Source organism: Pseudonocardia xishanensis (assembly GCF_039541715.1).
GTDB classification, from domain to species: Bacteria; Actinomycetota; Actinomycetes; order Mycobacteriales; family Pseudonocardiaceae; genus Pseudonocardia; species Pseudonocardia xishanensis.
This window is the reverse complement of sequence record NZ_BAABGT010000012.1, coordinates 52114-72108: the sequence shown is the minus strand read 5'-3', so window position 1 is coordinate 72108 and position 19995 is coordinate 52114. Positions and strand designations below refer to the sequence as shown.

Here is a 19995-nt window from a genome sequence, read left to right as displayed (position 1 = left end):
AACGCACGAACGGCACCCCCGGGACGAGGACCCGGGAGTGCCGTTCGACGAGCGGGGTCAGGCGCCCGCGGCCGACTTCAGCGCCGCCGCGCGGGAGGTGTCCTCCCAGGGCAGGTCGAGGTCGGGGCGGCCGAAGTGGCCGTACGCCGCCGTGGGCGCGTAGATCGGGCGCAGCAGGTCCAGGTCCCGGACGATCGCGGCCGGGCGCAGGTCGAACACCTCGGAGATGGCCGCCTCGATCTTCGCCGGGTCCACGTGCGCGGTGCCGAAGGTCTCGACGAACAGCCCGACGGGGGCCGCCTTGCCGATGGCGTACGCGACCTGCACCTCGATGCGGTCGGCCAGGCCGGCGGCGACGACGTTCTTCGCCACCCAGCGCATGGCGTACGCGGCCGAGCGGTCCACCTTCGACGGGTCCTTGCCCGAGAAGGCGCCACCGCCGTGCCGGGCGAACCCGCCGTAGGTGTCGACGATGATCTTGCGGCCGGTGAGCCCCGCGTCCCCCATCGGGCCGCCGATCACGAACCGGCCCGTGGGGTTGACCAGCAGCCGCACGTTCGAGGTGTCCAGGCCCAGGTCGGCGATCTCGGGCTGGACGATCTTCTCCAGCACGTCCGGCGCGAGCATGCCGTCGAGGTCGACGTCCGCCGCGTGCTGGGTGGAGAGCACGACGGTGTCCAGCCGGACGGCCTTGTCGCCGTCGTACTCGATGGTCACCTGGGTCTTGCCGTCCGGCCGCAGGTAGGGCAGCTCGCCGCTCTTGCGGACGGCGGTCAGCCGCCGGGCCAGCCGGTGCGCGAGCGAGATCGGCAGCGGCATGAGCTCGGCGGTGTCGGTGTTGGCGTAGCCGAACATCAGACCCTGGTCACCGGCGCCCTGGCGGGCGATCTCGTCCTCGCTGGACTCGACGCGGCTCTCGTAGGCGGTGTCGACGCCCTGGGCGATGTCCGGGCTCTGCGCCCCGATCGCGACGTTGACGCCGCAGGAGTTGCCGTCGAAGCCCTTCGACGACGAGTCGTAGCCGATCTCGAGGATCGTGTCCCGCACGAGGCCGGGGATATCCGCGTACGCCGCGGTGGTCACCTCGCCCGCGACGTGCACCTGGCCGGTGGTCACCAGGGTCTCCACGGCGACCCGGCTCTTCGGGTCCTCCTTGAGCAGCGCGTCCAGGATCGTGTCGCTGATCGCGTCGCACATCTTGTCCGGGTGACCCTCGGTCACCGACTCGCTGGTGAACAGCCGACGACCCACGTTCGCCACGCCCCACTCCGTTCGTCCGGCACCCCTGTTCGCGGCTGCGAGGTGGGGGGCGCGCTCTAGCAGTTGTACCCGGCCGAGCCTAGTGGACGTCACCGATGGCGGCGCCGAGACCGGTCCGAGGCACCCCGCTCGCGTCCGGGAGTCCCGGACGATCACGCACCGTGGCGACGCGTCGCGATGCGCACTCCTTCGGGTGGTCCACCTCCGGGGTCGCGAATCGGTCACGGTTCCGGTCGTTGGGCCCCATGACATCGCGAACCGCCCCGCGACCGGCACCGATCGCCGGACCCCCCGCGGGCGGGCCATGATCCCCAGGAGAGTGCTCCCCATGAAGGCAAGCCTGCAGCGTCCCGGCCGCATCGCCGCGGCGGTGGGTGGCGCGGTCGCCGTCGGGGCCGCCGGACTGATGGCCGTCCTGGCCGGTACCGCGTCCGCCGCCACCCCCGGTGTCTGCACCGACAACGTCAACGTCCGCGCCGAGCCCGCGGCGAACGCCAAGATCGTCGCGGTCTGCGACCGCGGGACGAAGGTGGAGATCGGCCAGGAGCGCAACGGCTTCGTCGAGCTGGTGAACCTCGGCGGCTGGTCGGTCAAGGACTACGTCAAGGCCGACGCGGCCGCCCCGGCCGACCCGAACAAGCCCGCCGACGCCGGCCTGACCGCGCCGGAGCCCGCCCCGGCCACCACCCCGGCCCCCGGCGCCAAGCCCGCCCCCGGAGCCGTGCCCGCCCCGGGCGCCGAGCCCGCGACGGGCACGGCTCCGGCCGCGGGCACGGCGGCGGACCCGGCCGAGGCGCCCGCGAACGCTCCCGCCGAGGCCCCCGCGGAGGCGAAGCCGTCCGGCCTCGGCGGCCTGCTCGGCCGCTGAGCGAGCCCGTCCCCCCTTGACGCACGAACGGCACTTTTGTGCGGACCTACCGCACAAAAGTGCCGTTCGTGCGTCAACAGGGGGGTGCACAGCCGGCCGGGCTCAGAGCCGGGCCGCCACCGCGTCCCAGATGCGTGACGCCAGGAGGGCCTTCGACCCCACCGGGATCGCGGTCTCCGACCCGTCCGCGCCCAGCAGCCAACCCTGGTTGTCGCCGTTCTCGAAGGCCCCGCCCTCGCCGACCCAGTTGACCAGCAGCAGGTCGCAGCCCTTCTTCGCGAGCTTGCGACGGCCGTAGTCCAGGAACTCGGTGGTCTCGTCCCCGGTCTCGGCCGCGAACCCGACGACCACCTGCCCCGGCTCCCGGGCACCCACCAGCTCGGCGAGGATGTCCGGGTTGACCGCCAGGGACAGCGGTGGCGGCTCTGAGCCGTCCTTCTTGATCTTGTGCGCGGCGAGGCCCGCAGGCCGGAAGTCGGCGACGGCAGCGGACATCACCAGCGCGTCCGCCCCCTTGGCGGCCTCGTGCATGGCCTCGCGCATCTCCAGGGCGGAGCCGACGCGCACGACCTCCACGGCCGCGGGATCGGCCAGCTCGGCGGTGTGCCCGGCGACCAGCGTCACCTGCGCCCCGCGCTGGGCCGCGACCTTGGCCAGCGCGTACCCCTGCCTGCCCGACGAGCGGTTCCCCAGGAAGCGCACCGGGTCCAGCGGCTCCCGGGTCCCGCCCGCGGAGACCACGACCCGCCTGCCCTCGAGATCGCGGGGCAGCGCGTCCGGCCGCTCGAGCAGCAGCCGCGCGAGCTCGGCGATCTCCGCCGGATCGGCCAGCCGCCCCGGACCGGTGTCCTTGCCGGTCAGCCGCCCGGAGGCGGGCTCCAGCACGATCGACCCGCGGGCGCGCAGCGTGGCCACGTTCGCCCGCGTGGCGGGGTGCAGCCACATCTCGGTGTGCATCGCCGGGGCGAAGACCACGGGGCAGCGGGCCACCAGGAGCGAGCCGGTGAGCAGGTCGTCCGCCCGGCCCGCCGCCGCGCGGGCCAGCAGGTCCGCGGTGGCGGGGGCGACGACGACGAGATCGGCCTCCTGACCCAGCCGCACGTGCTGCACCGACGGGACGTCGGTGAACACGCCGGTGTGGACCGGCTGGCCGGACAGCGCCTCGAACGTGGCGGCGCCGACGAAGTTCAGCGCGGACTCGGTGGGGACGACCCGCACCGAGTGACCGGTCTCGGTCAGCCGCCGGAGCAGCTCCGCGCTCTTGTACGCCGCGATCCCGCCGGCGACTCCCAGCAGGACACGCGGCGGGCTCACTCGCCCTCGGTGTGCTCGAGCAGCCCGGCCTGGATCTCGCGCATGGCGATCGACAGCGGCTTCTCGCGCGGGCCCGGCTCGACGAGCGGGCCGACGTACTCCAGCAGGCCCTCGCCCAGCTGGGAGTAGTAGTCGTTGATCTGCCGGGCGCGCTTCGCCGAGTAGATCACCAGCGCGTACTTCGACGACACCTTGTCCAGCAGGTCGTCGATCGGCGGGTTGGTGATGCCCTCGGGAAGGGCTCCGGCCACGGGGCCGGTCAGCGGCATGCTCACTCAGGAACTCCAGAGACTGTGGGGCGCGGTGAATCCGCGGGTGCGACCAGCAACTCTACCAACCGGTCGACGACGGCCTGCACCTCGTCGTTGACGACGACCACGTCGAACTCCGAACGGGCCGCCATCTCCTCGACCGCGGTGCGCAGCCTGCGCTCCCGGACCTCGGCGGTCTCGGTGCCGCGGTCGGTCAGCCGCCGCGCCAGCTCCTCGAACGACGGCGGCTCGATGAACACCGTGACCGACTCCGGCACGGCCTTCTTCACCGAGCGGGCGCCCGCGAGGTCGACCTCGACGAGCACCGGGTGCCCGGCCGCGAGCTCCCGCTCGACGGGCTCGCGCGGGGTGCCCGAGCGCTGCAGGCCCCCGTGCACCTCGGCCCACTCCAGGAGCTCGTCCGCCTCGACCAGCCGGTCGAACTCCTCGGGCGAGACGAAGTGGTAGTGGATGCCCTCGACCTCACCCGCCCGCGGCGCCCGCGTGGTCGCGGACACCGAGAAGTGCAGGTCGGGGAGCTCCGAGCGGAGCCGGTCGACGATGCTGCTCTTGCCGACCCCCGAAGGGCCCGCGAGCACCATCAACCGGCCCCGGGAGGTGCCCACCGACTCAGGAGGGGAACTCGTTCAGCAGCGCCTTGCGCTGCCGCTCGCCCAGACCCCGCAGCCGACGGCTCGGCGCGATCTCCAGGCGCTCCATGATCTGGGCCGCCCGGACCTTGCCGACGCTCGGCATCGCCTCGAGCAGGGCCGACACCTTCATCTTGCCGAGCACCTCGTCGGTGTCCGACTGCTTCAGCACCTCGGCGAGCGTGATCCCGCCGCGCTTGAGGCGGTCCTTCAGCTCTGCCCGGATCTTGCGCGCGGCCGCGGCCTTCTCCAACGCGGCAGCACGCTGTTCCTCGGTCAGCTGGGGAAGGGCCACGGTCTCCTCCGTCTTTCGTCGTGCGCGAGGGCGATCGCCCGGCGTGCGATCACCGTCCCCGGAGCAGGTCTCCCCGGGGGCCGGGAGCGAACGTACCCACGCACCCGTCCGGGGCGCCATCGGGGGTGCCACCTGTGGGTTTGATCCCACACCGGCAGCCGTCCACACCCGTCCGGGTGATATCACGGGAGGCCACCCGGAGGCCAGGACGACCCGCCCGGACGGACCTACGCAGCCGTGGTCTCCGTCACTACCCGGCCTGCTCGACCGGGCGCAGCGCCCGCAGCCGGGCCGGGGTGAGGTCCTCCTTGTTGATGTACGCCACTGCGCCGCACTCCCCCGCGTCCCCGGGGAGGTCGTCGAGGTTGTAGGTGGAGAGCAGCACCACCACCGCGGCCGGGTCCACCTTCAGCAGCCGGCGCGTCGCCTCGATCCCGTTGATCCCGGGCAGGTTGATGTCCATCAGCACCACCGCGGGCTGCAGCCGGGCGGCCTCCTCGACGGCCTGCTCGCCGGTCTCGGCCTCCGCCGCGACCCGCCATCCCCCGACCATCCCGACGACCGTGCGCGCCACTGTCCGGAACGGGCGCTGGTCGTCCACGATCAGGACGTCCACCGGCTCGCCCACCCTGCACCCACCTTCGTGCTCCCCGACGGGCCGAAAGCCCCTGTTCGCCGCAAGCGTGGCGTGGCCGACGGCGGCGCACCAGGGTGCCACCACCCCCTCCGATCGGGTGAACGGAGTATCAGCCGGGCTTGAGCACCGCCGCGAGCTCGTCCCGCTGGGTCTCCGCGGCGGACCGCAGGGCCGAGACCGCCGGGCCCGCCCCGAGGATCGAGCGGCTGGCGGCGGGCAGGACGAGTCCCCGCAGGCCCGCGAAGCGCTCCGCGACGTCCCGTGCGGTGGCACCCTGGGCCCCGAGCCCCGGGGCCAGCACGGCACCGTTGAGGGCCCCGAGCTCCAGTCCGTGGTCGTGGGTCGCCCCGACGACCACGCCCACCGACCCGAGGGTCTCCCCCGCGTTCCGCCCCGCCGCGCCGTCCACGATCGACTGCGCGACGGTGGTCCCGTCGACGGACGCCAGCTGGACCGACGCACCCTCCGGGTTGGACGTGCGCGCCAGCACGAAGAGCCCGCGGTCCGCCTCCTCGGCGGCGCGCAGGGCGGGTTCCAGCGAGCCGAACCCGAGGTAGGGCGAGACCGTGATCGCGTCCGCGGCGACGGGTGCGCCGACGCCGAGGTAGGCGTCCGCGTAGCCGTCCATGGTGGAGCCGATGTCCCCGCGCTTGACGTCGAGCACCGACAGGGTCCCGGTGTCCCGCAGACCCGCGAGGGTCTCCTCCAGCACCGCGATCCCCCGGGACCCGTGCCGCTCGAAGAACGCCGACTGCGGCTTGACCGCCGCGACGTGCCCGGCCAACGCCTCGACGGCGGCCGCGCAGAACCGCGCGAGCCCGTCCGCGTCGTCCGTCAGTCCCCATTCGGCCAGCAGCGCGGGATGCGGGTCGATCCCCGCGCACAGCGGACCGAACCGCTGCACCGCCGCCGCCAGCCGCCGCCCGAAGCTCACGGCCGGGCCTTGCGCAGCGCCGCGTGCGCGTCCTGCAGGGACCGGACTCCGATGTCGCCGCGCTGCATCGCCTCGATGCCCTGCACGGCGGCGGAGGCCCCCTGGACCGTCGTGATGCACGGGACGCCTCGGGAGACGGCCGCCGCCCGGATCTCGTAGCCGTCCACGCGCGGGCCGGAGTTGCCGTACGGGGTGTTGACGATCAGCACGATGTCGCCCGCGAGGATCTGGTCGACGATCGTCTCGCCCTGGGCCCGCTCGGAGTGCTTGCGCACCACCGTCGCCTGGATCCCGTGCCGCCGCAGCACCTCCGCGGTGCCCTCGGTGGCCAGGATCTCGAACCCGAGGCCCGCGAGCCGGTGCACCGGGAACACCATCGCGCGCTTGTCCCGGTCCGCCATGGACACGAACACCCTGCCGCTCGACGGCAGCGAGCCGTAGGCCGCGGCCTGCGACTTGGCGAAGGCCGGACCGAACGAGGCGTCGATCCCCATGACCTCGCCGGTCGACTTCATCTCCGGGCCGAGCAGCGGGTCCACGCCCTGTCCGGACGGCGTGCGGAACCGGTTGAACGGCAGCACCGCCTCCTTGACCGCCACCGGCGCGTCCGCGGGCAGGTCGACGCCGTCCCCGGTCGCGGGCAGCATGCCCTCGGCACGCAGGTCCTCGATCGTGGCGCCCAGCATGATCCGCGCCGCGGCCTTGGCCAGCGACACCGCCGTCGCCTTGGAGACGAACGGCACCGTGCGCGACGCGCGGGGGTTGGCCTCCAGGACGTAGAGCGTCTCGCCGTGCAGGGCGTACTGGACGTTGAGCAGCCCGCGCACCCCGACGCCGTGCGCGATGGCCTCGGTCGAGGTCCGCACGGCCTCCATCACGCTGCGCCCCAACGTGATCGGCGGCAGCGTGCAGGAGGAGTCCCCGGAGTGGACCCCGGCTTCCTCGATGTGCTCCATGACGCCGCCGATGAACACGTCCTCGCCGTCGCACAGCGCGTCCACGTCGATCTCGATGGCGTCGTCGAGGAACTTGTCCACGAGCACCGGGCGGTCCTGGCTGATCGTGGTGGCGCGCGCGATGTAGCCGGCCAGGGTGGCGTCGTCGTAGACGATCTCCATGCCGCGCCCGCCGAGCACGTAGGAGGGCCGGACGAGCACCGGGTAGCCGATGCGCGCGGCGATCTCGCGGGCCTGCTCGAAGCTGGTCGCCATGCCGAAGGCGGGGGCGGGGAGCCCGGCGTGGCGGAGCACCTCGCCGAACGCGCCGCGGTCCTCGGCCAGGTCGATCGCCGCCGCGGAGGTGCCCACCACGGGTACGCCCGCCGCCGTCAGCCGCGCCGCGAGGCCCAGCGGGGTCTGCCCGCCGAGCTGCACGATCACCCCGACGACCTCGCCGGACTCCTGCTCGGCGTGCACGACCTCGAGGACGTCTTCGAAGGTCAGCGGCTCGAAGTAGAGCCGGTCCGCCGTGTCGTAGTCCGTGGAGACGGTCTCGGGGTTGCAGTTGACCATCACGGTCTCGAACCCGGCCGCCCGCAGCGCCTGGACCGCGTGCACGCAGGAGTAGTCGAACTCGATGCCCTGCCCGATGCGGTTCGGCCCCGAGCCGAGGATCAGCACCTTCTGCTTCTCCGTCTGCGGGGCGATCTCCGACTCGGCGGACGGGTCCGTCTCGTAGGCGCTGTAGTGGTACGGCGTCTTCGCGGCGAACTCCGCGGCGCACGTGTCCACCGTCTTGTAGACGGGCCGGATCCCCAGCCGGTGCCGCAGCGTCCGCACGCCGTCCTCGCCCGCGAACTCGGGGCGCAGCGCCGCGAGCTGGCGGTCGGAGAAGCCGGCCCGCTTGGCGCGGCGCAGCAGGGTGCCGTCCAGCACCGGCGCCGCCTCGACCTCCGCGCGCAGCTCGATCTGCAGCTGGATCTGGTCCAGGAACCACGGGTCGATGCCGGAGATCTCCGCGACCTCGTCCACCGTCCGCCCGGCCCGCAGCGCCCGCTCGACGGTGTAGATCCGCCCGTCCGTGGGCCGCCGGATCTCCTCGTCCGTCGGCGGCTCGGCCGGGTCCGGGGTGGTCCAGAACCCGGCGGCGGTGGTCTCCATCGAGCGCAACGCCTTGCCGAAGGCCTCCTGGAAGGACCGCCCCAGCGCCATCGCCTCGCCGACGGACTTCATGGTCGTGGTCAGCTCGGTGTCCGCGCCGGGGAACTTCTCGAACGCGAACCGCGGGATCTTCACGACGACGTAGTCCAACGTGGGCTCGAAGGCCGCCGGGGTCTCGCCGGTGATGTCGTTGGTGATCTCGTCCAGGGTGTACCCGACGGCCAGCTTCGCGGCGATCTTCGCGATCGGGAAGCCGGTGGCCTTCGAGGCCAGCGCGGACGAGCGCGAGACGCGCGGGTTCATCTCGATGACCACGAGCCGCCCGGTGTCCGGGTGGATCGCGAACTGGATGTTGCAGCCGCCGGTGTCCACGCCGACCTCGCGCAGCACGGCGATGCCGACGTCGCGCATGTGCTGGTACTCGCGGTCCGTCAGCGTCATGGCGGGGGCGACGGTGATCGAGTCGCCCGTGTGCACGCCCATGGGGTCGAGGTTCTCGATGGAGCAGACGACGACCACGTTGTCCGCGTGGTCCCGCATGAGCTCGAGCTCGAACTCCTTCCAGCCCAGCACCGACTCCTCGATGAGGACCTCGGTGACGGGGGAGGCGGCGAGCCCCCCGCCCGCGAGGCGCTCGAGGTCCTCCTCGGTGTGCGCCATGCCGGAGCCGAGCCCGCCCATGGTGAAGGAGGGCCGGATCACGACCGGCAGCCCCAGCTCGCCGACGGCGGCCCGGACCTCCTCCATGGAGTGGCAGACGGCCGAGCGCGGCACGTCCCCACCGATCTTCTGGACGATCTCCTTGAACTTCAGCCGGTCCTCGCCGCGCTCGATGGCGTCGACGTCCGCGCCGATCAGCTCCACGCCGTAGCGCTCCAGCACGCCGTTCTCGTGCAGCGCGATCGCGGTGTTGAGCGCCGTCTGCCCGCCCAGGGTGGCCAGGATGGCGTCCGGGCGCTCGGCGGCGATGACCTTCTCGACGAAGTCCGGGGTGATCGGCTCGACGTAGGTGGCGTCCGCGAACTCCGGGTCCGTCATGATCGTGGCGGGGTTGGAGTTGACCAGCGAGACCCGGATCCCCTCGGCGCGCAGCACGCGGCAGGCCTGGGTGCCGGAGTAGTCGAACTCGCAGGCCTGGCCGATGACGATCGGGCCGGACCCGATCACCATGACGTGCCGGATGTCCTCGCGGCGGGGCATCAGTGGTTCTCCTCGATCAGAGCGTGGCGGCCGGAGGGACGGCGGTGGGAGTCCATCAGCGCGCAGAAGCGGTCGAACAGGTCCGCGGCGTCGTGCGGGCCCGCGGCGGCCTCGGGGTGGTACTGCACCGAGAAGGCCGGGAAGTCCACTCCCGCAAGGCCTTCGACGCATCCGTCGTTGGGGCAGGTGTGGGTGATCTCGGCCTCGCCGTAGGGCGTGGCGAACCGCTCCCCCGCCGTGCCCTCGACGGCGAACCCGTGGTTCTGCGAGGTGATCGCCACCCGCCCGGTGGCGTGCTCGACGACCGGGATGTTGATCCCGCGGTGGCCGTACCGGAGCTTGTAGGTGCCCCGGCCCAGCGCGCGGCCGAGGATCTGGTTGCCGAAGCAGATGCCGAACAGCGGGATGCGCTGCTCCAGGACCGCCTTCGTCAGCGCGACCGGCCCGTCCGCGGTGGCCGGGTCGCCGGGGCCGTTGGAGAGGAAGAAGCCGTCCGGCTCCAGCGCCAGCACGTCCTCCAGCGTTGCCGACGCGGGCAGCACGTGCACCTCGATGCCCCGCTCGGCCATCATCCGCGGGGTGTTGAACTTGATCCCGACGTCCAGCGCGGCGACGGTGAACCGCTTGTCCCCCACCGCCTCCCGGACGTAGGTCCGCGCCGTGGTGACGGCGCCGTAGAGGTCCGCGCCGACCATCCCGGGGCTCTGCTGCACCCGCCGCACCAGCTCGGCGTCCGCGGCGATCGCCTCCCCGGAGAACACCCCGGCCCGCATCGCCCCGCGCTCGCGCAGGTGCCGCACGACCGCGCGGGTGTCGATCCCGGCGATCCCGACGATCCCCTGGGTCCGCAGCGCGTCCTCCAGGGTGCCGGTCGACCGCCAGTTCGACGGGCGTCGGCTGGGGTCCCGCACGGCGTACCCGGCCACCTGGATGCCGGTGGACTCGTCGTCCTCGCCGTTCCAGCCGGTGTTGCCGATCTGCGGCGCGGTCTGGACCACGATCTGGCGGTGGTAGGACGGGTCCGTCAGGGTCTCCTGGTAGCCCGTCATCCCGGTGGTGAAGACGGCCTCGCCGAAGGTCTCCCCCTCGGCCCCGAACGACTCACCGCGGAAGATCCGTCCGTCCTCGAGGACGAGCACAGCGGCGCTCATGCTGGTCATACCGCAACCTTCCCGTCTCGCGCCGTGATCCGGCCACGCAGAACCGTCGCGACCACCGCACCGGGCAGCCGCATTCCCTCGTACGGCGTGTTCGCCGCCCTGCTCGCCAACGCCGCGCCATGGACCGTCCACTGGGCGTCCGGGTCGACCAGACAGAACGTCCCCGGCTCACCGACGGCGATCGGGCGCCCCTGGTCCGGCAGCCGCCCGATCTCCGCGGGCCGCTCGGACATCGCCCTGGCCACGCCGCGCCAGTCCAGCAGCCCCGGCTCCACCATCGTGTGGATCACCACCGAGAGCGCGGTCTGCAGGCCCAGCATCCCGGGCCGGGCCGCGGCCCACTCGGCGTCCTTGTACTGCGCCGCGTGCGGCGCGTGGTCGGTGGCGACGACGTCGATCACGCCCTCGGCCAGCGCCTCGCGCATCGCCTGGGTGTCCGCCCCGGTGCGCAGCGGCGGGTTCACCTTGTTGACCGGGTCGTAGCCGGTCAGCCGCCCGTCGGTGAGCAGCAGGTGGTGCGGGGTGACCTCGGCGGAGACCCGCACGCCCTGCGCCTTGGCCTGGCGCAGCACCGCGATCGAGTGCAGCGAGGACACGTGGCACACGTGCAGGTCCGCCCCGGCCTCGCGGGCCAGCGCGCAGTCCCGCGCGATCACCGTCTCCTCGGCCGTGGCGGGCCAGCCCTGCAGACCCAGCCGGGAGGCGACCGCGCCCTCGTGGGCCTGGGCGCCGCCGGTCAGCCGGTGGTCCTCGGCGTGCTGGGCGATCACCACGTCCAGCGCGCTCGCGTACTCCAGGGCCCGCCGCATGATCAGCGGGTCGTTCACGCAGCGGCCGTCGTCGGAGAACATCCGGACCTGCGCCCCGGAGGCCGCCATGGTCCCGAGCTCGGCGAGCTTCTCGCCCTTGAGCCCGGTGGTGACGGCGCCGACCGGGTGGACGTCCACCAGGCCGACCTCCTCGCCGCGGCGGCGCACGTGCTCCACGACGACCGCGGTGTCCGCCACCGGGTCCGTGTTCGGCATGGCGAAGACGGCGGTGAAGCCGCCGAGCGCGGCCGCCTGCGACCCGGTCTCGACGGTCTCGGACTCCTCACCGCCCGGCTCGCGCAGGTGGACGTGCAGGTCGACCAGGCCCGGGAGCAGGACGTTCCCGCCCGCGTCGAGCACCTCGGCGTCCGCCGCGGCGAGGCCGGTGCCGATCTCGGTGACGACGCCGTCGGTCACGAGGACGTCCACGGCCTCCTCGCCGTACGGCCTGGCGTTGGTGATCAGCAGCTTCATTCGGGGGCTCCGGCGAGCAGGTGGTAGAGGACGGCCATCCGCACGTGCACGCCGTTGCGCACCTGGGCGAGGACCTTGGAGTTCGGGGCGTCGGCCACCGCGGGCGCGATCTCCATGCCGCGCACCATCGGGCCGGGGTGCAGCACGGGCGCGCCCTCAGGCAGCAGACCGAGGCGGTTCTCGTTGAGCCCGTAGGCGATCGCGTACTCGCGGGCGCTCGGGAAGAAGCCGCCGTGCATCCGCTCGGCCTGCACGCGCAGCATCATCACCGCGTCCAGCGCGGGCAGCTCGGCGTCCAGGTGGTGGCTGACCCGGCAGGGCCACTCGGCCACCCCGGTGGGCAGCAGGGTCGGCGGGGCGATCAGCACGACCTCGGCGCCCAGGGTGGAGAGCAGCAACACGTTCGACCGGGCGACCCGCGAGTGCAGGACGTCCCCGACGATCCCGATGCGGCGTCCGGCGATGGCACCGAGGGAGTCCCGCAGGGTCGCCGCGTCCAGCAGCGCCTGGGTGGGGTGCTCGTGGGTGCCGTCCCCGGCGTTGACCACGCTGGTGTGCGTGCCGGTGGTCGCGGCGTCCCGGTCCGCCCAGCCCGCGATCCGGTGCGCGGCGCCGGAGGCGGGGTGGCGCACGATCACGCAGTCCGCGCCCATGGCCGACACGGTGAGTGCGGTGTCCCGCAACGACTCGCCCTTCGAGACCGACGAGCCCTTCGCGCTGATGTTGATCGTGTCGGCGCTCATCCACTTGCCCGCGATCTCGAAGGAGACCCGGGTGCGGGTGGAGTCCTCGTAGAACAGCGTGACGACCGTGCGGCCGCGCAGCGTCGGCAGCTTGCGCACCTCGCGGCCGAGCAGGGTCTCCTTGAGCCGGGCCGAGGTGTCCAGCAGGCCCGTGGCGGTGGCCGCGTCCAGGTCCGCGACGGAGAGCAGGTGCTTCACGCCTCGGCACCCCGCTCGATCAGGACCCCGTCCGCACCGTCGTGCTCGGTGAACCGGACGAGGATCTTCTCCTCGCGGGAGGTCGGGACGTTCTTGCCCACGTAGTCCGCCCGGATCGGGAGCTCGCGGTGCCCGCGGTCGACCAGCACGGCCAGCTGCACGGCGCGGGGCCTGCCCTCGTCCCGCAGCGCGTCCAGCGCGGCGCGCGTGGTGCGCCCGGACATCAGCACGTCGTCCACCAGCACGACGAGCTTGCCGTCGATCCCGCCCTCGGGCACGGCCGTGTCCTCCAGCGCGCGGGCCGGGCCGCGGCGCAGGTCGTCCCGGTACAGGGTGGCGTCGACCGAGCCGACCGCGGGCGCGGCGCCCGCGAACTCGGTGATCGCCGTGGCGAGCCTGCGGGCCAGGGTGGCGCCGCGGGTCGGGATGCCCAGCAGCACGAGGTCCGCGGTGTTGCCGGGGCCGAAGGCCGTCTTCTCGATGATCTGGTGCGCGATGCGCGCGATGGTGCGGGTGACGTCGGCCGCGCTGAGGAGCTCCCGCGCACCGCCGTCCCCGCGGCGTGCTTCCGCCACGAGGTCCTCTCCTTTCCCGCCTCACGGGACGGGGTTAAAGGATGTGTCGCCGCGACCCTAGCAAGCGCCCGAACGGGCGCCGGACGGGTGTCCGACGGTCACGGCCGCATCACGATCTCGACCGGACGGGCGAGGAGGCGACACGTGACACCCGGCGCGTCGCGGACCGCTCCGGAGGGTCACCGCGGGTACGGTCACCCAGCGCCACACCCACACGGCCACCATGCGTACCAGCGGGTGCTGTGCGTGGATCATGAGAGCCGCTCGCGGTGGACTGGATACCGCCGTCGGGGGACCAACCGTCCTTCGTTCGAGTGGGAAACCCCTACCAGGCACCCGTCCGGGGCGACCCGGCTTGACCTGCGCCGCGCCCCCGGCGCATGATTACTCTGCGTATTGATCGACAGCGGCGAGGGTGGCCGCTGCGGTTCGAGGTCCACCGGCCGACCAGCCGGGATCGACCAGGAATGAGGAGATCGCCACATGGGCGACTACGCCAAGGCGCTCGGGGGCAAGCTCCGGGCCATTCGGCAGCAACAAGGGTTGTCGCTGCACGGCGTCGAGCAGAAGTCGGGGGGCCGCTGGAAGGCGGTCGTCGTCGGCTCGTACGAGCGCGGTGACCGCGCGGTGACCGTGCAGAAGCTGGCCGAGCTGGCCGACTTCTACGGCGTGCCCGTCGCCGAGCTGCTCCCCGAGGGCCGGGTCCCGTCCGGTTCGGAGCCCGCCACGAAGATCGTCATCAACCTCGAGCGGCTCCAGCAGCTGCCCGCGGACAAGGTGGGCCCGCTGGCCCGCTACGCCGCCGCGATCCAGTCCCAACGCGGTGACTACAACGGCAAGGTCCTGTCCATCCGGGCGGAGGACCTGCGGTCGTTGGCGATCATCTACGACATGACGCCGGGCGAGCTGACCGACCAGCTCATCGACTGGGGCGTGCTGCCCCCGGAGGCCCGGCCCTCCCACCGGGTCGACTAGACCCGGTACCGACCGGCACCGTGCACCGGGGAAGGGCGCACGGCACCGGTTCCGACGACGGCGGCGGTCCCCCACGGGCCGCCGCCGTCGTCGTCCCCACGGGTTCGGGCGGGCGGGGTGGGTACAGGAGCGGCGATCGTCATCCGGGTACCGGGCGGCGCGGAACCACTCGGGGGCGGGGTCGGCGGTGTGCGGCTGCGGCGAGGTCATCGGCGGGCTCCCGGGTCGCGGGGGTCGTCGGGCTCGTCGCCCACGCCGCGGGCGGCGAGGGCCTCCCCCAGCTCGTCGGCGTACCGCAGGGTCCGGACCACGAACGGCACGGCGAAGGCCGTGGGTGAGCGGCCCGCCCCGCGGGCGACGGCGGCCTCCCGCACCGACCCGGCGAGGGCGGCCAGGGTAGCGACGGCCTGCACGGTGAGCCCGACCAACAGGCCCAGCTGCTCCGGTCGCACGCCGACGCGGCGCAGCGGACCCAGGCCGCGCTCCACCGCGGCGACCACCGCGTCGACGCGGGTGGTGAAGGTGAACAGGTTCGCCGCGGCGAGCGCGGCGGCCAGGCGCAGCACGGTGACCGCCGCGGGCTCCGGGCCGACCAGCCAGAGCTGGAGCCCGCCCACCAGCACGGCCAGCACGAGCAACAGGCGCAGGACCTGCCACACCCGGAGCCACGGCAGCCGCGCCACGACGTACCCCGCGGCGGCCACGGCGCACGCGCCCGCCAGCCACGGCACCGTCCCGAGGATCACCACGACCGTCACGAACACCATGAGGCACAGCAGCTTCGGGCCCGCGGGAAGACGGTGCAGGGGGCTCGTGCCCGGCGAGTGGAGACCGAGCGGGTTCATCCGGGTCCCTCGTCGGGCGGGGTCACGCGACCAGCTCCCGATAATGGCGCAGCGCCGGGGCCGGGACGTCGTCGGCGACGACCTTGCCGCCGTCGAGCACGACGACGCGGTCGAAGTCCGTGAGCAGGTCCAGGTCGTGGGTGACGAGCAGGACCTGCTGGCGCAGCCCGCGCAGGATCTCGGCGAACCGCCGGGTGTTGCGCAGGTCGAGCAGCGTGGTGGGCTCGTCGCAGACCAGGACGTCCGGGTCGAGCGCGAGCATGCCGCACAGCGCGAGCAGCTGCTTCTGCCCGCCGGAGAGCTGGTGGGCGGGATGGTCCGCGTAGCCGTCGAGGCCGTGGGCGGCCAGCACCTCGGCCGCCCGCGCGGCCCGCTCGGTCCGGTCGCGGACGGTGCGGCGCAACGAGAACGCGACGTCCTCGCCCGCCGTCGGCATCACGATCTGGCTGTCCGGGTTGGTGAAGACGAACCCGACCCGACGGCGGACGGCCGCGCCCTGCCGGGCCGGGTCCAGGCCGTCGACGAGCACCCGGCCGGAGGTGGGCCGGACCAGGCCGTTGACCATCCGGGCCAGGGTGGACTTGCCGGACCCGTTGGCGCCCACGAACCCCACGCGGTGCTCGGGCAGGGCGAGGGTCACGTCGTCCAGCACGACGCGCTCGTCGAAGCGGTGCCCCACGGACTCGTAGGCGATCACGCGGTGTCCACCCCCACGGCCTCCCACAGCGCGGCGACACCCACGCCGCCACCCGCGGACAACGCGGTGAGGCCGAGCCCGCCCCGGCGCTCGCGCACGAGCCGGGTGAACAACCGCACCACCAGCACCGCGCCGGACGCACCCCAGGGGTGGCCGAGGGCGATCGCCCCGCCGTCCGGGCTCGCGGTCCGTTCGTCGAGGCCCGCGGCGTCCAGGCAGGCGAGGGTCTGGCCCGCGAAGGCCTCGGTGAACTCGGTGACGGCGGGCACGCCGTACTTCAGCACCTCCCGCATCGCCGGGACCGCACCGAGGCCCAGCCGCGACGGGTCCACCCCGGAGGTCGCGCTCGCGACGAGCCGGAGCCCCGGCACCCCGAGCCGCCGCCGGGTCTCCTCGTCGACGACCATCACCGCCGCGGCCCCGTCGCTCACCGCGCAGGAGTTGGCCGCCGTCGCGGTGCCGTCGGGGGTGAAGGCGGGCGGGAACCGGGCCAGCCGAGCGGAGGTGAAGCCCGCGCGGGGCCGCTGGTCGCGGGTCACGGCGTCGCCCCGGTCTGTGGCGGCACGGTCTGTGGCGGCACGGTCTGTGGCGGCACGGTCCGAGCTCGGGGTGGTGGCGAGCGGGACGATCTCGTCCGCGAAGCGGCCCGCGCGCTGGGCCGCCACGGCGCGCTCGTGGCTGCGCAGGGCGAAGCGGTCCTGCCGATCGCGGGAGATCCCGGCCTCGGCGGCCACGAGGTCGGCCGCCGGGCCCATGTCCGGGTCACCGAGGTCCGCCGGGGCGAAGGGGGCACGGCTGTACGGGGTGGGCGGGTCGGTGCGCCAGGCGCGGTGCGGGGCGGTCGACGCGCTCTCGGTCCCGCCGGCCAGGTACGCCGAGCCCGCGCCGGCACGGACCAGGCTGCAGGCCACCACGATCGCCGCGAGCCCGGAGGCGCACTGCCGGTCCACCGTGAGCCCGGGCACGCCGAACCCGAGCCCGGCCCGCAGCGCGGCGACCCGGGCGGTGTTGCCCCCGGGCCCGAACACGTTCCCGAGGATCACGTCCGCCACCTCGAGCCCGGGTCCGGGCTCTCCCGCCGGTCCCCTTCGCTCCGCCCGCGCCGGCGTGGGCGCGCTCGGCGGTGCAGGACGACCCGCGGCACCCGCGTCGGCGAGCAGGGCTCGCAGCACCGGTGCCGCCAGCTCGTCCGCGGTGAGGGCGCGCAGCACCCCGCCCGCGTTCCCGATCGGGGTCCGCCGGGCGGCGATCACCACCGCCTCGCTCATCGCAGCGGCTCCGCGTCCAGGCCGCCTGCGGCGAGCCCCGCGGTCAGCGCCGCGCGGGCGGGTTTGCCTGCCGGCGTGCGCGGGATCTCGTCGGCCCGCAACCAGATCCGCGGCCGCTTCCGCGGCTCCAGGCCGTCCGCTGCCGCGGCGCGGAGCGCGGCGAGGCTGGGCTCGCCCTCCACCACGGCGGTGACCACGGCGCCGAGGCGCGGGTGCGGGGTGCCCGCCACGACGACGTCGAGCACGCCGGGCACCTGCCGCAGCACCGCCTCGACCTCCTCGGCGGCCACCAGCAGGCCGCCGGTGAGCACCGTGGCCGATCCGCGGCCGTGCACGGTGAGCGCACCGTCCACGATGTCCACGCGGTCCCCCACGCTCGTCCACTCCGGAGCCGGGTCCAGCACGCCGGCGCGGAGCCTGCCGTCGACCGCGAGCGGCGAGCGTACCCACAGCTCCCCCGCCCGCACCTCGAGGTCCACCCCCGGCACGGGACGCAGGGCACCGTCCCGGCGGACCGCGATCAGCGAGTGCTCGGCGGAGCCGTAGTACTCGACCAGTCCGGGGCGCCGCAGCGCCTGCGGCACATGGGCTCCGCCGCAGACGATCGTGTCCACGTCGGACCCGAGCAGGTCGGGCAGCATCGCGGGCACCACGTGGACCGTCGCGATCCCCCGCAGCGCGTCGGGGGTCAACCGGGGCGCGAGCCGCAGCTCGGCACCGCACCAGAGCGCGTGCAGGGCCCCGAACAGGAACAGCGACGAGCTGAGCGGGCCCGCGACCAGCACGGGACCGGGCACCCGCCCGAGGGCCTCGAAGCTGCGCAGCCAGGAGCGCCGGGAGCGCTGCAGCACCTTGGGCGCCCCGGAGCTGCCCGAGGTCGTGGCGAGATAGAACGGCGCCTCCGCGTCGGCGCCCGCCGCGCCGTCCGCGCCGGAGCTCACCACCGTGCCCACAACGGAACCCGCGTCGGAGCCCGCGACCGCACCCACCACAGGGCCGACGACCGGTCCCGAGACCGTGGCCAGGGGTCGGGCGTCGCCCAGCACCGCCGCCCGCTCCCGCGCGCTCCAGCGCGGCTCCACCACCAGCGCCGCGGCGCCGCGCAGGTCGGCGCCGAGGAACCAGGCGAGCACGTCCCCGCCGTCGATCGCGACCCGGTCACCCGGGCCGATCCCGCGGCGCTCCAGCTCGGCGGCCGCTCCCCGGACCCGCGCGGCGAGCTCCGCGGGCAGGGTGGCACCGCCGAGGACGGGGGTCACGTCCGCCCCACGAACCGTCCGGGCAGGGCGCGGTGCACCAGCGCGGCGACGAGCGCCGCGATCACCACCTTCGCCAGGTCCCCGGGCACGAACACCAGCGAGCCGGTGAAGGCGGTCGACCAGGAGCCGGTCTGCACCGCCAGCCACGGGATCCCGACGAGGTAGTCCGCGACGAGCCCCGCGAACGCGGCGAGCACCAGCAGCGGCAGGCGGGGCTTCGCGGCCCGCTGCACGATCAGCCCGCTGACCAGCGCGGACAGGATCCAGCCGAACAGGAAGCCACCGCTGGGCCCCACGAACGGCGCCAGCCCACCCCGCCCGCCGGACAGCAGCGGCAGCCCGATCGCGACGAGCGCGAGGAACAGGACGACCGCGAACACCGCCCGCCGCGCGCCCACCAGCACACCGGCGAGGAACGGCCCCATGTTCTGCACGACGATCGGCACCCCGCTCGCCCCGACGTAGACCCCGGGGAACAGGCCGAGGACCGCGATGAACGCGGCGAGCACGACCGTCGTCGCGAGATCGGCGGCGGGAGCTGCGCTGCGAGTTGCCACCGGAGGAGGTTAGCCGGCGGTGCGGCCTTCCGGGCTGTCGCGCCCGCCACTTCCCCCGCCACTCCGGCGCCAGACGACATGATCCACGTCCGGGGTGCCGAGCGGTCGGATTCCGACCGCTCCCCTCCCGAACCGCGGACCACCGCCCGGGGAGGGTCAGGGCATCCGGCGCAGGGCCAGGATCAGCCGGCCCGCCGCGCCCGCCGCCCGGTCCTGGCGGCGGTGCATGCGCTCGTACGCCGCGGCGAAGGAGGCCTTGCCGTGGTGCCGCCAGACCCAGCGGGCCACCAGCCAGGCCAGCCAGCGGGTCCAGCGGACCAGCACGTTCGACAACCAGTTGCCGAGGCGGTCCGGCGGGCTGCCGTCCTCGTCGACCTCGGCCAGGAACGCGTTGAAGTCGTTCCGCAGGCCGTTCATCTCGTCGGCGAAGATGTCGTTGACCCGGTTGTAGTCGCGGTGCCGGGCCCGGTTCGGCGGGAACCGCTTCCACGTCTCCAGCAGCGCGTACGTCAGGTCGAAGTTGACGTGGGCGTTCACCCCCGCAGCCGCGAAGTTGACGTGGTGGATCCGGTCCCGCCTGCGCCGGAACAGCACGTCCCAGGCGCGCGGGGCGCCGCTCCCGTCCGCGTCGGCCTTGATCGCCGCGAGGTAGCGGCGGGCGAACTCGAGGTCGAGCAGGGTGAGGAACTCGGGATCCTCGAACTCCCGGGCGGGCTTGCGCCCCTCCACGGTGTCCAGCACGTTCTGCGTGATGATCGTGTACAGCCGCGAGAACGCCGAGATGCCGTCCACCGCGGGCCGTTCGACGTCCTCGGCCGAGGCGTCCCTGATCGCGGTCAGCGCGGCGACGACGTCCTTGATCGTCTCCACCTCGCCGCAGAACTCCCCCAGGTCCCGCCTGCCCGTCGCCCCGAGTGTCATCCCGGC

The 19995-nt window shown here is 73.9% G+C and carries 20 protein-coding genes; 2 read left to right on the top strand and 18 right to left on the bottom strand.

Annotated elements, in window-relative coordinates; translation table 11 throughout:
- Nucleotides 1-57: 57 nt before the first annotated feature.
- Nucleotides 58-1260 carry a methionine adenosyltransferase gene (gene metK, locus ABD993_RS03080; protein WP_345412426.1) on the bottom strand — a complete coding sequence of 401 codons (1203 nt, stop codon included), beginning with the start codon at nucleotides 1258-1260 and terminating at the stop codon, nucleotides 58-60.
- A 328-nt stretch (nucleotides 1261-1588) separates the two neighbouring features.
- Between metK and ABD993_RS03075 the strand changes: the two genes are divergently transcribed.
- Complete coding sequence (locus tag ABD993_RS03075; protein WP_345412424.1) at nucleotides 1589-2128, top strand: SH3 domain-containing protein; 540 nt, start codon at nucleotides 1589-1591, stop codon at nucleotides 2126-2128.
- Nucleotides 2129-2230: 102 nt separating this feature from the next.
- On the opposite strand, the gene coaBC is transcribed toward ABD993_RS03075, so the two are convergent.
- The 11 genes from coaBC to pyrR form a co-directional block, all read right to left on the bottom strand.
- Nucleotides 2231-3442 (bottom strand): bifunctional phosphopantothenoylcysteine decarboxylase/phosphopantothenate--cysteine ligase CoaBC, encoded by a 1212-nt coding sequence (gene coaBC / locus ABD993_RS03070; protein WP_345412422.1) that lies wholly within the window; start codon nucleotides 3440-3442, stop codon nucleotides 2231-2233.
- A complete protein-coding gene (rpoZ, locus tag ABD993_RS03065) occupies nucleotides 3439-3711 on the bottom strand; it encodes a DNA-directed RNA polymerase subunit omega (RefSeq protein ID WP_344413367.1) in 273 nt (90 codons plus the stop codon). Before rpoZ ends, coaBC begins: the two co-directional genes overlap by 4 nt.
- 2 nt (nucleotides 3712-3713) lie before the next feature.
- A complete protein-coding gene (gene gmk / locus ABD993_RS03060) occupies nucleotides 3714-4295 on the bottom strand; it encodes a guanylate kinase (RefSeq protein WP_345412810.1) in 582 nt (193 codons plus the stop codon).
- 28 nt (nucleotides 4296-4323) lie between these two features.
- A complete protein-coding gene (gene mihF, locus ABD993_RS03055; protein WP_345412421.1) occupies nucleotides 4324-4638 on the bottom strand; it encodes an integration host factor, actinobacterial type in 315 nt (104 codons plus the stop codon).
- A gap of 250 nt (nucleotides 4639-4888) precedes the next feature.
- Nucleotides 4889-5266, bottom strand: coding sequence for a response regulator (locus ABD993_RS03050; RefSeq protein ID WP_345412419.1), 378 nt, complete (start codon nucleotides 5264-5266; stop codon nucleotides 4889-4891).
- Between the two features lie 118 nt (nucleotides 5267-5384).
- A complete protein-coding gene (pyrF, locus tag ABD993_RS03045; protein WP_345412417.1) occupies nucleotides 5385-6209 on the bottom strand; it encodes an orotidine-5'-phosphate decarboxylase in 825 nt (274 codons plus the stop codon).
- On the bottom strand, nucleotides 6206-9508 hold the full coding sequence (carB, locus tag ABD993_RS03040; RefSeq protein WP_345412415.1) for a carbamoyl-phosphate synthase large subunit: 3303 nt from the start codon (nucleotides 9506-9508) through the stop codon (nucleotides 6206-6208). The genes pyrF and carB overlap by 4 nt, the downstream gene beginning before the upstream one ends.
- Complete coding sequence (carA, locus tag ABD993_RS03035; RefSeq protein WP_345412413.1) at nucleotides 9508-10668, bottom strand: glutamine-hydrolyzing carbamoyl-phosphate synthase small subunit; 1161 nt, start codon at nucleotides 10666-10668, stop codon at nucleotides 9508-9510. The genes carB and carA overlap by 1 nt, the downstream gene beginning before the upstream one ends.
- Nucleotides 10665-11951: a dihydroorotase gene (locus ABD993_RS03030; RefSeq protein ID WP_345412411.1), complete on the bottom strand. Its 1287-nt coding sequence runs from the start codon at nucleotides 11949-11951 to the stop codon at nucleotides 10665-10667. Before ABD993_RS03030 ends, carA begins: the two co-directional genes overlap by 4 nt.
- Nucleotides 11948-12892 (bottom strand): aspartate carbamoyltransferase catalytic subunit, encoded by a 945-nt coding sequence (locus ABD993_RS03025; protein WP_345412409.1) that lies wholly within the window; start codon nucleotides 12890-12892, stop codon nucleotides 11948-11950. Before ABD993_RS03025 ends, ABD993_RS03030 begins: the two co-directional genes overlap by 4 nt.
- A complete protein-coding gene (gene pyrR, locus ABD993_RS03020; protein WP_345412407.1) occupies nucleotides 12889-13467 on the bottom strand; it encodes a bifunctional pyr operon transcriptional regulator/uracil phosphoribosyltransferase PyrR in 579 nt (192 codons plus the stop codon). Before pyrR ends, ABD993_RS03025 begins: the two co-directional genes overlap by 4 nt.
- Nucleotides 13468-13950: 483 nt before the next feature.
- Here pyrR and bldD point away from each other — a divergent pair, with 483 nt between their 5' ends.
- Nucleotides 13951-14442, top strand: coding sequence for a transcriptional regulator BldD (gene bldD, locus ABD993_RS03015; RefSeq protein WP_093077966.1), 492 nt, complete (start codon nucleotides 13951-13953; stop codon nucleotides 14440-14442).
- Nucleotides 14443-14648: 206 nt separating this feature from the next.
- Here the strand turns inward: bldD and ABD993_RS03010 are convergent, their stop codons facing one another.
- From ABD993_RS03010 to ABD993_RS02985, 6 genes are all read right to left on the bottom strand, one after another.
- A complete protein-coding gene (locus tag ABD993_RS03010) occupies nucleotides 14649-15287 on the bottom strand; it encodes an energy-coupling factor transporter transmembrane component T family protein (RefSeq protein WP_345412404.1) in 639 nt (212 codons plus the stop codon).
- Between the two features lie 22 nt (nucleotides 15288-15309).
- Complete coding sequence (locus tag ABD993_RS03005) at nucleotides 15310-15984, bottom strand: energy-coupling factor ABC transporter ATP-binding protein (protein ID WP_345412402.1); 675 nt, start codon at nucleotides 15982-15984, stop codon at nucleotides 15310-15312.
- Nucleotides 15981-17252: a thiolase family protein gene (locus ABD993_RS03000; protein WP_345412400.1), complete on the bottom strand. Its 1272-nt coding sequence runs from the start codon at nucleotides 17250-17252 to the stop codon at nucleotides 15981-15983. Before ABD993_RS03000 ends, ABD993_RS03005 begins: the two co-directional genes overlap by 4 nt.
- Complete coding sequence (locus ABD993_RS02995) at nucleotides 17249-18511, bottom strand: AMP-binding protein (RefSeq protein WP_345412398.1); 1263 nt, start codon at nucleotides 18509-18511, stop codon at nucleotides 17249-17251. The genes ABD993_RS03000 and ABD993_RS02995 overlap by 4 nt, the downstream gene beginning before the upstream one ends.
- Nucleotides 18508-19068: a biotin transporter BioY gene (locus ABD993_RS02990; protein ID WP_345412396.1), complete on the bottom strand. Its 561-nt coding sequence runs from the start codon at nucleotides 19066-19068 to the stop codon at nucleotides 18508-18510. Before ABD993_RS02990 ends, ABD993_RS02995 begins: the two co-directional genes overlap by 4 nt.
- A gap of 156 nt (nucleotides 19069-19224) precedes the next feature.
- A complete protein-coding gene (locus ABD993_RS02985; RefSeq protein WP_345412393.1) occupies nucleotides 19225-19989 on the bottom strand; it encodes a DUF5995 family protein in 765 nt (254 codons plus the stop codon).
- Nucleotides 19990-19995: the final 6 nt, after the last annotated feature.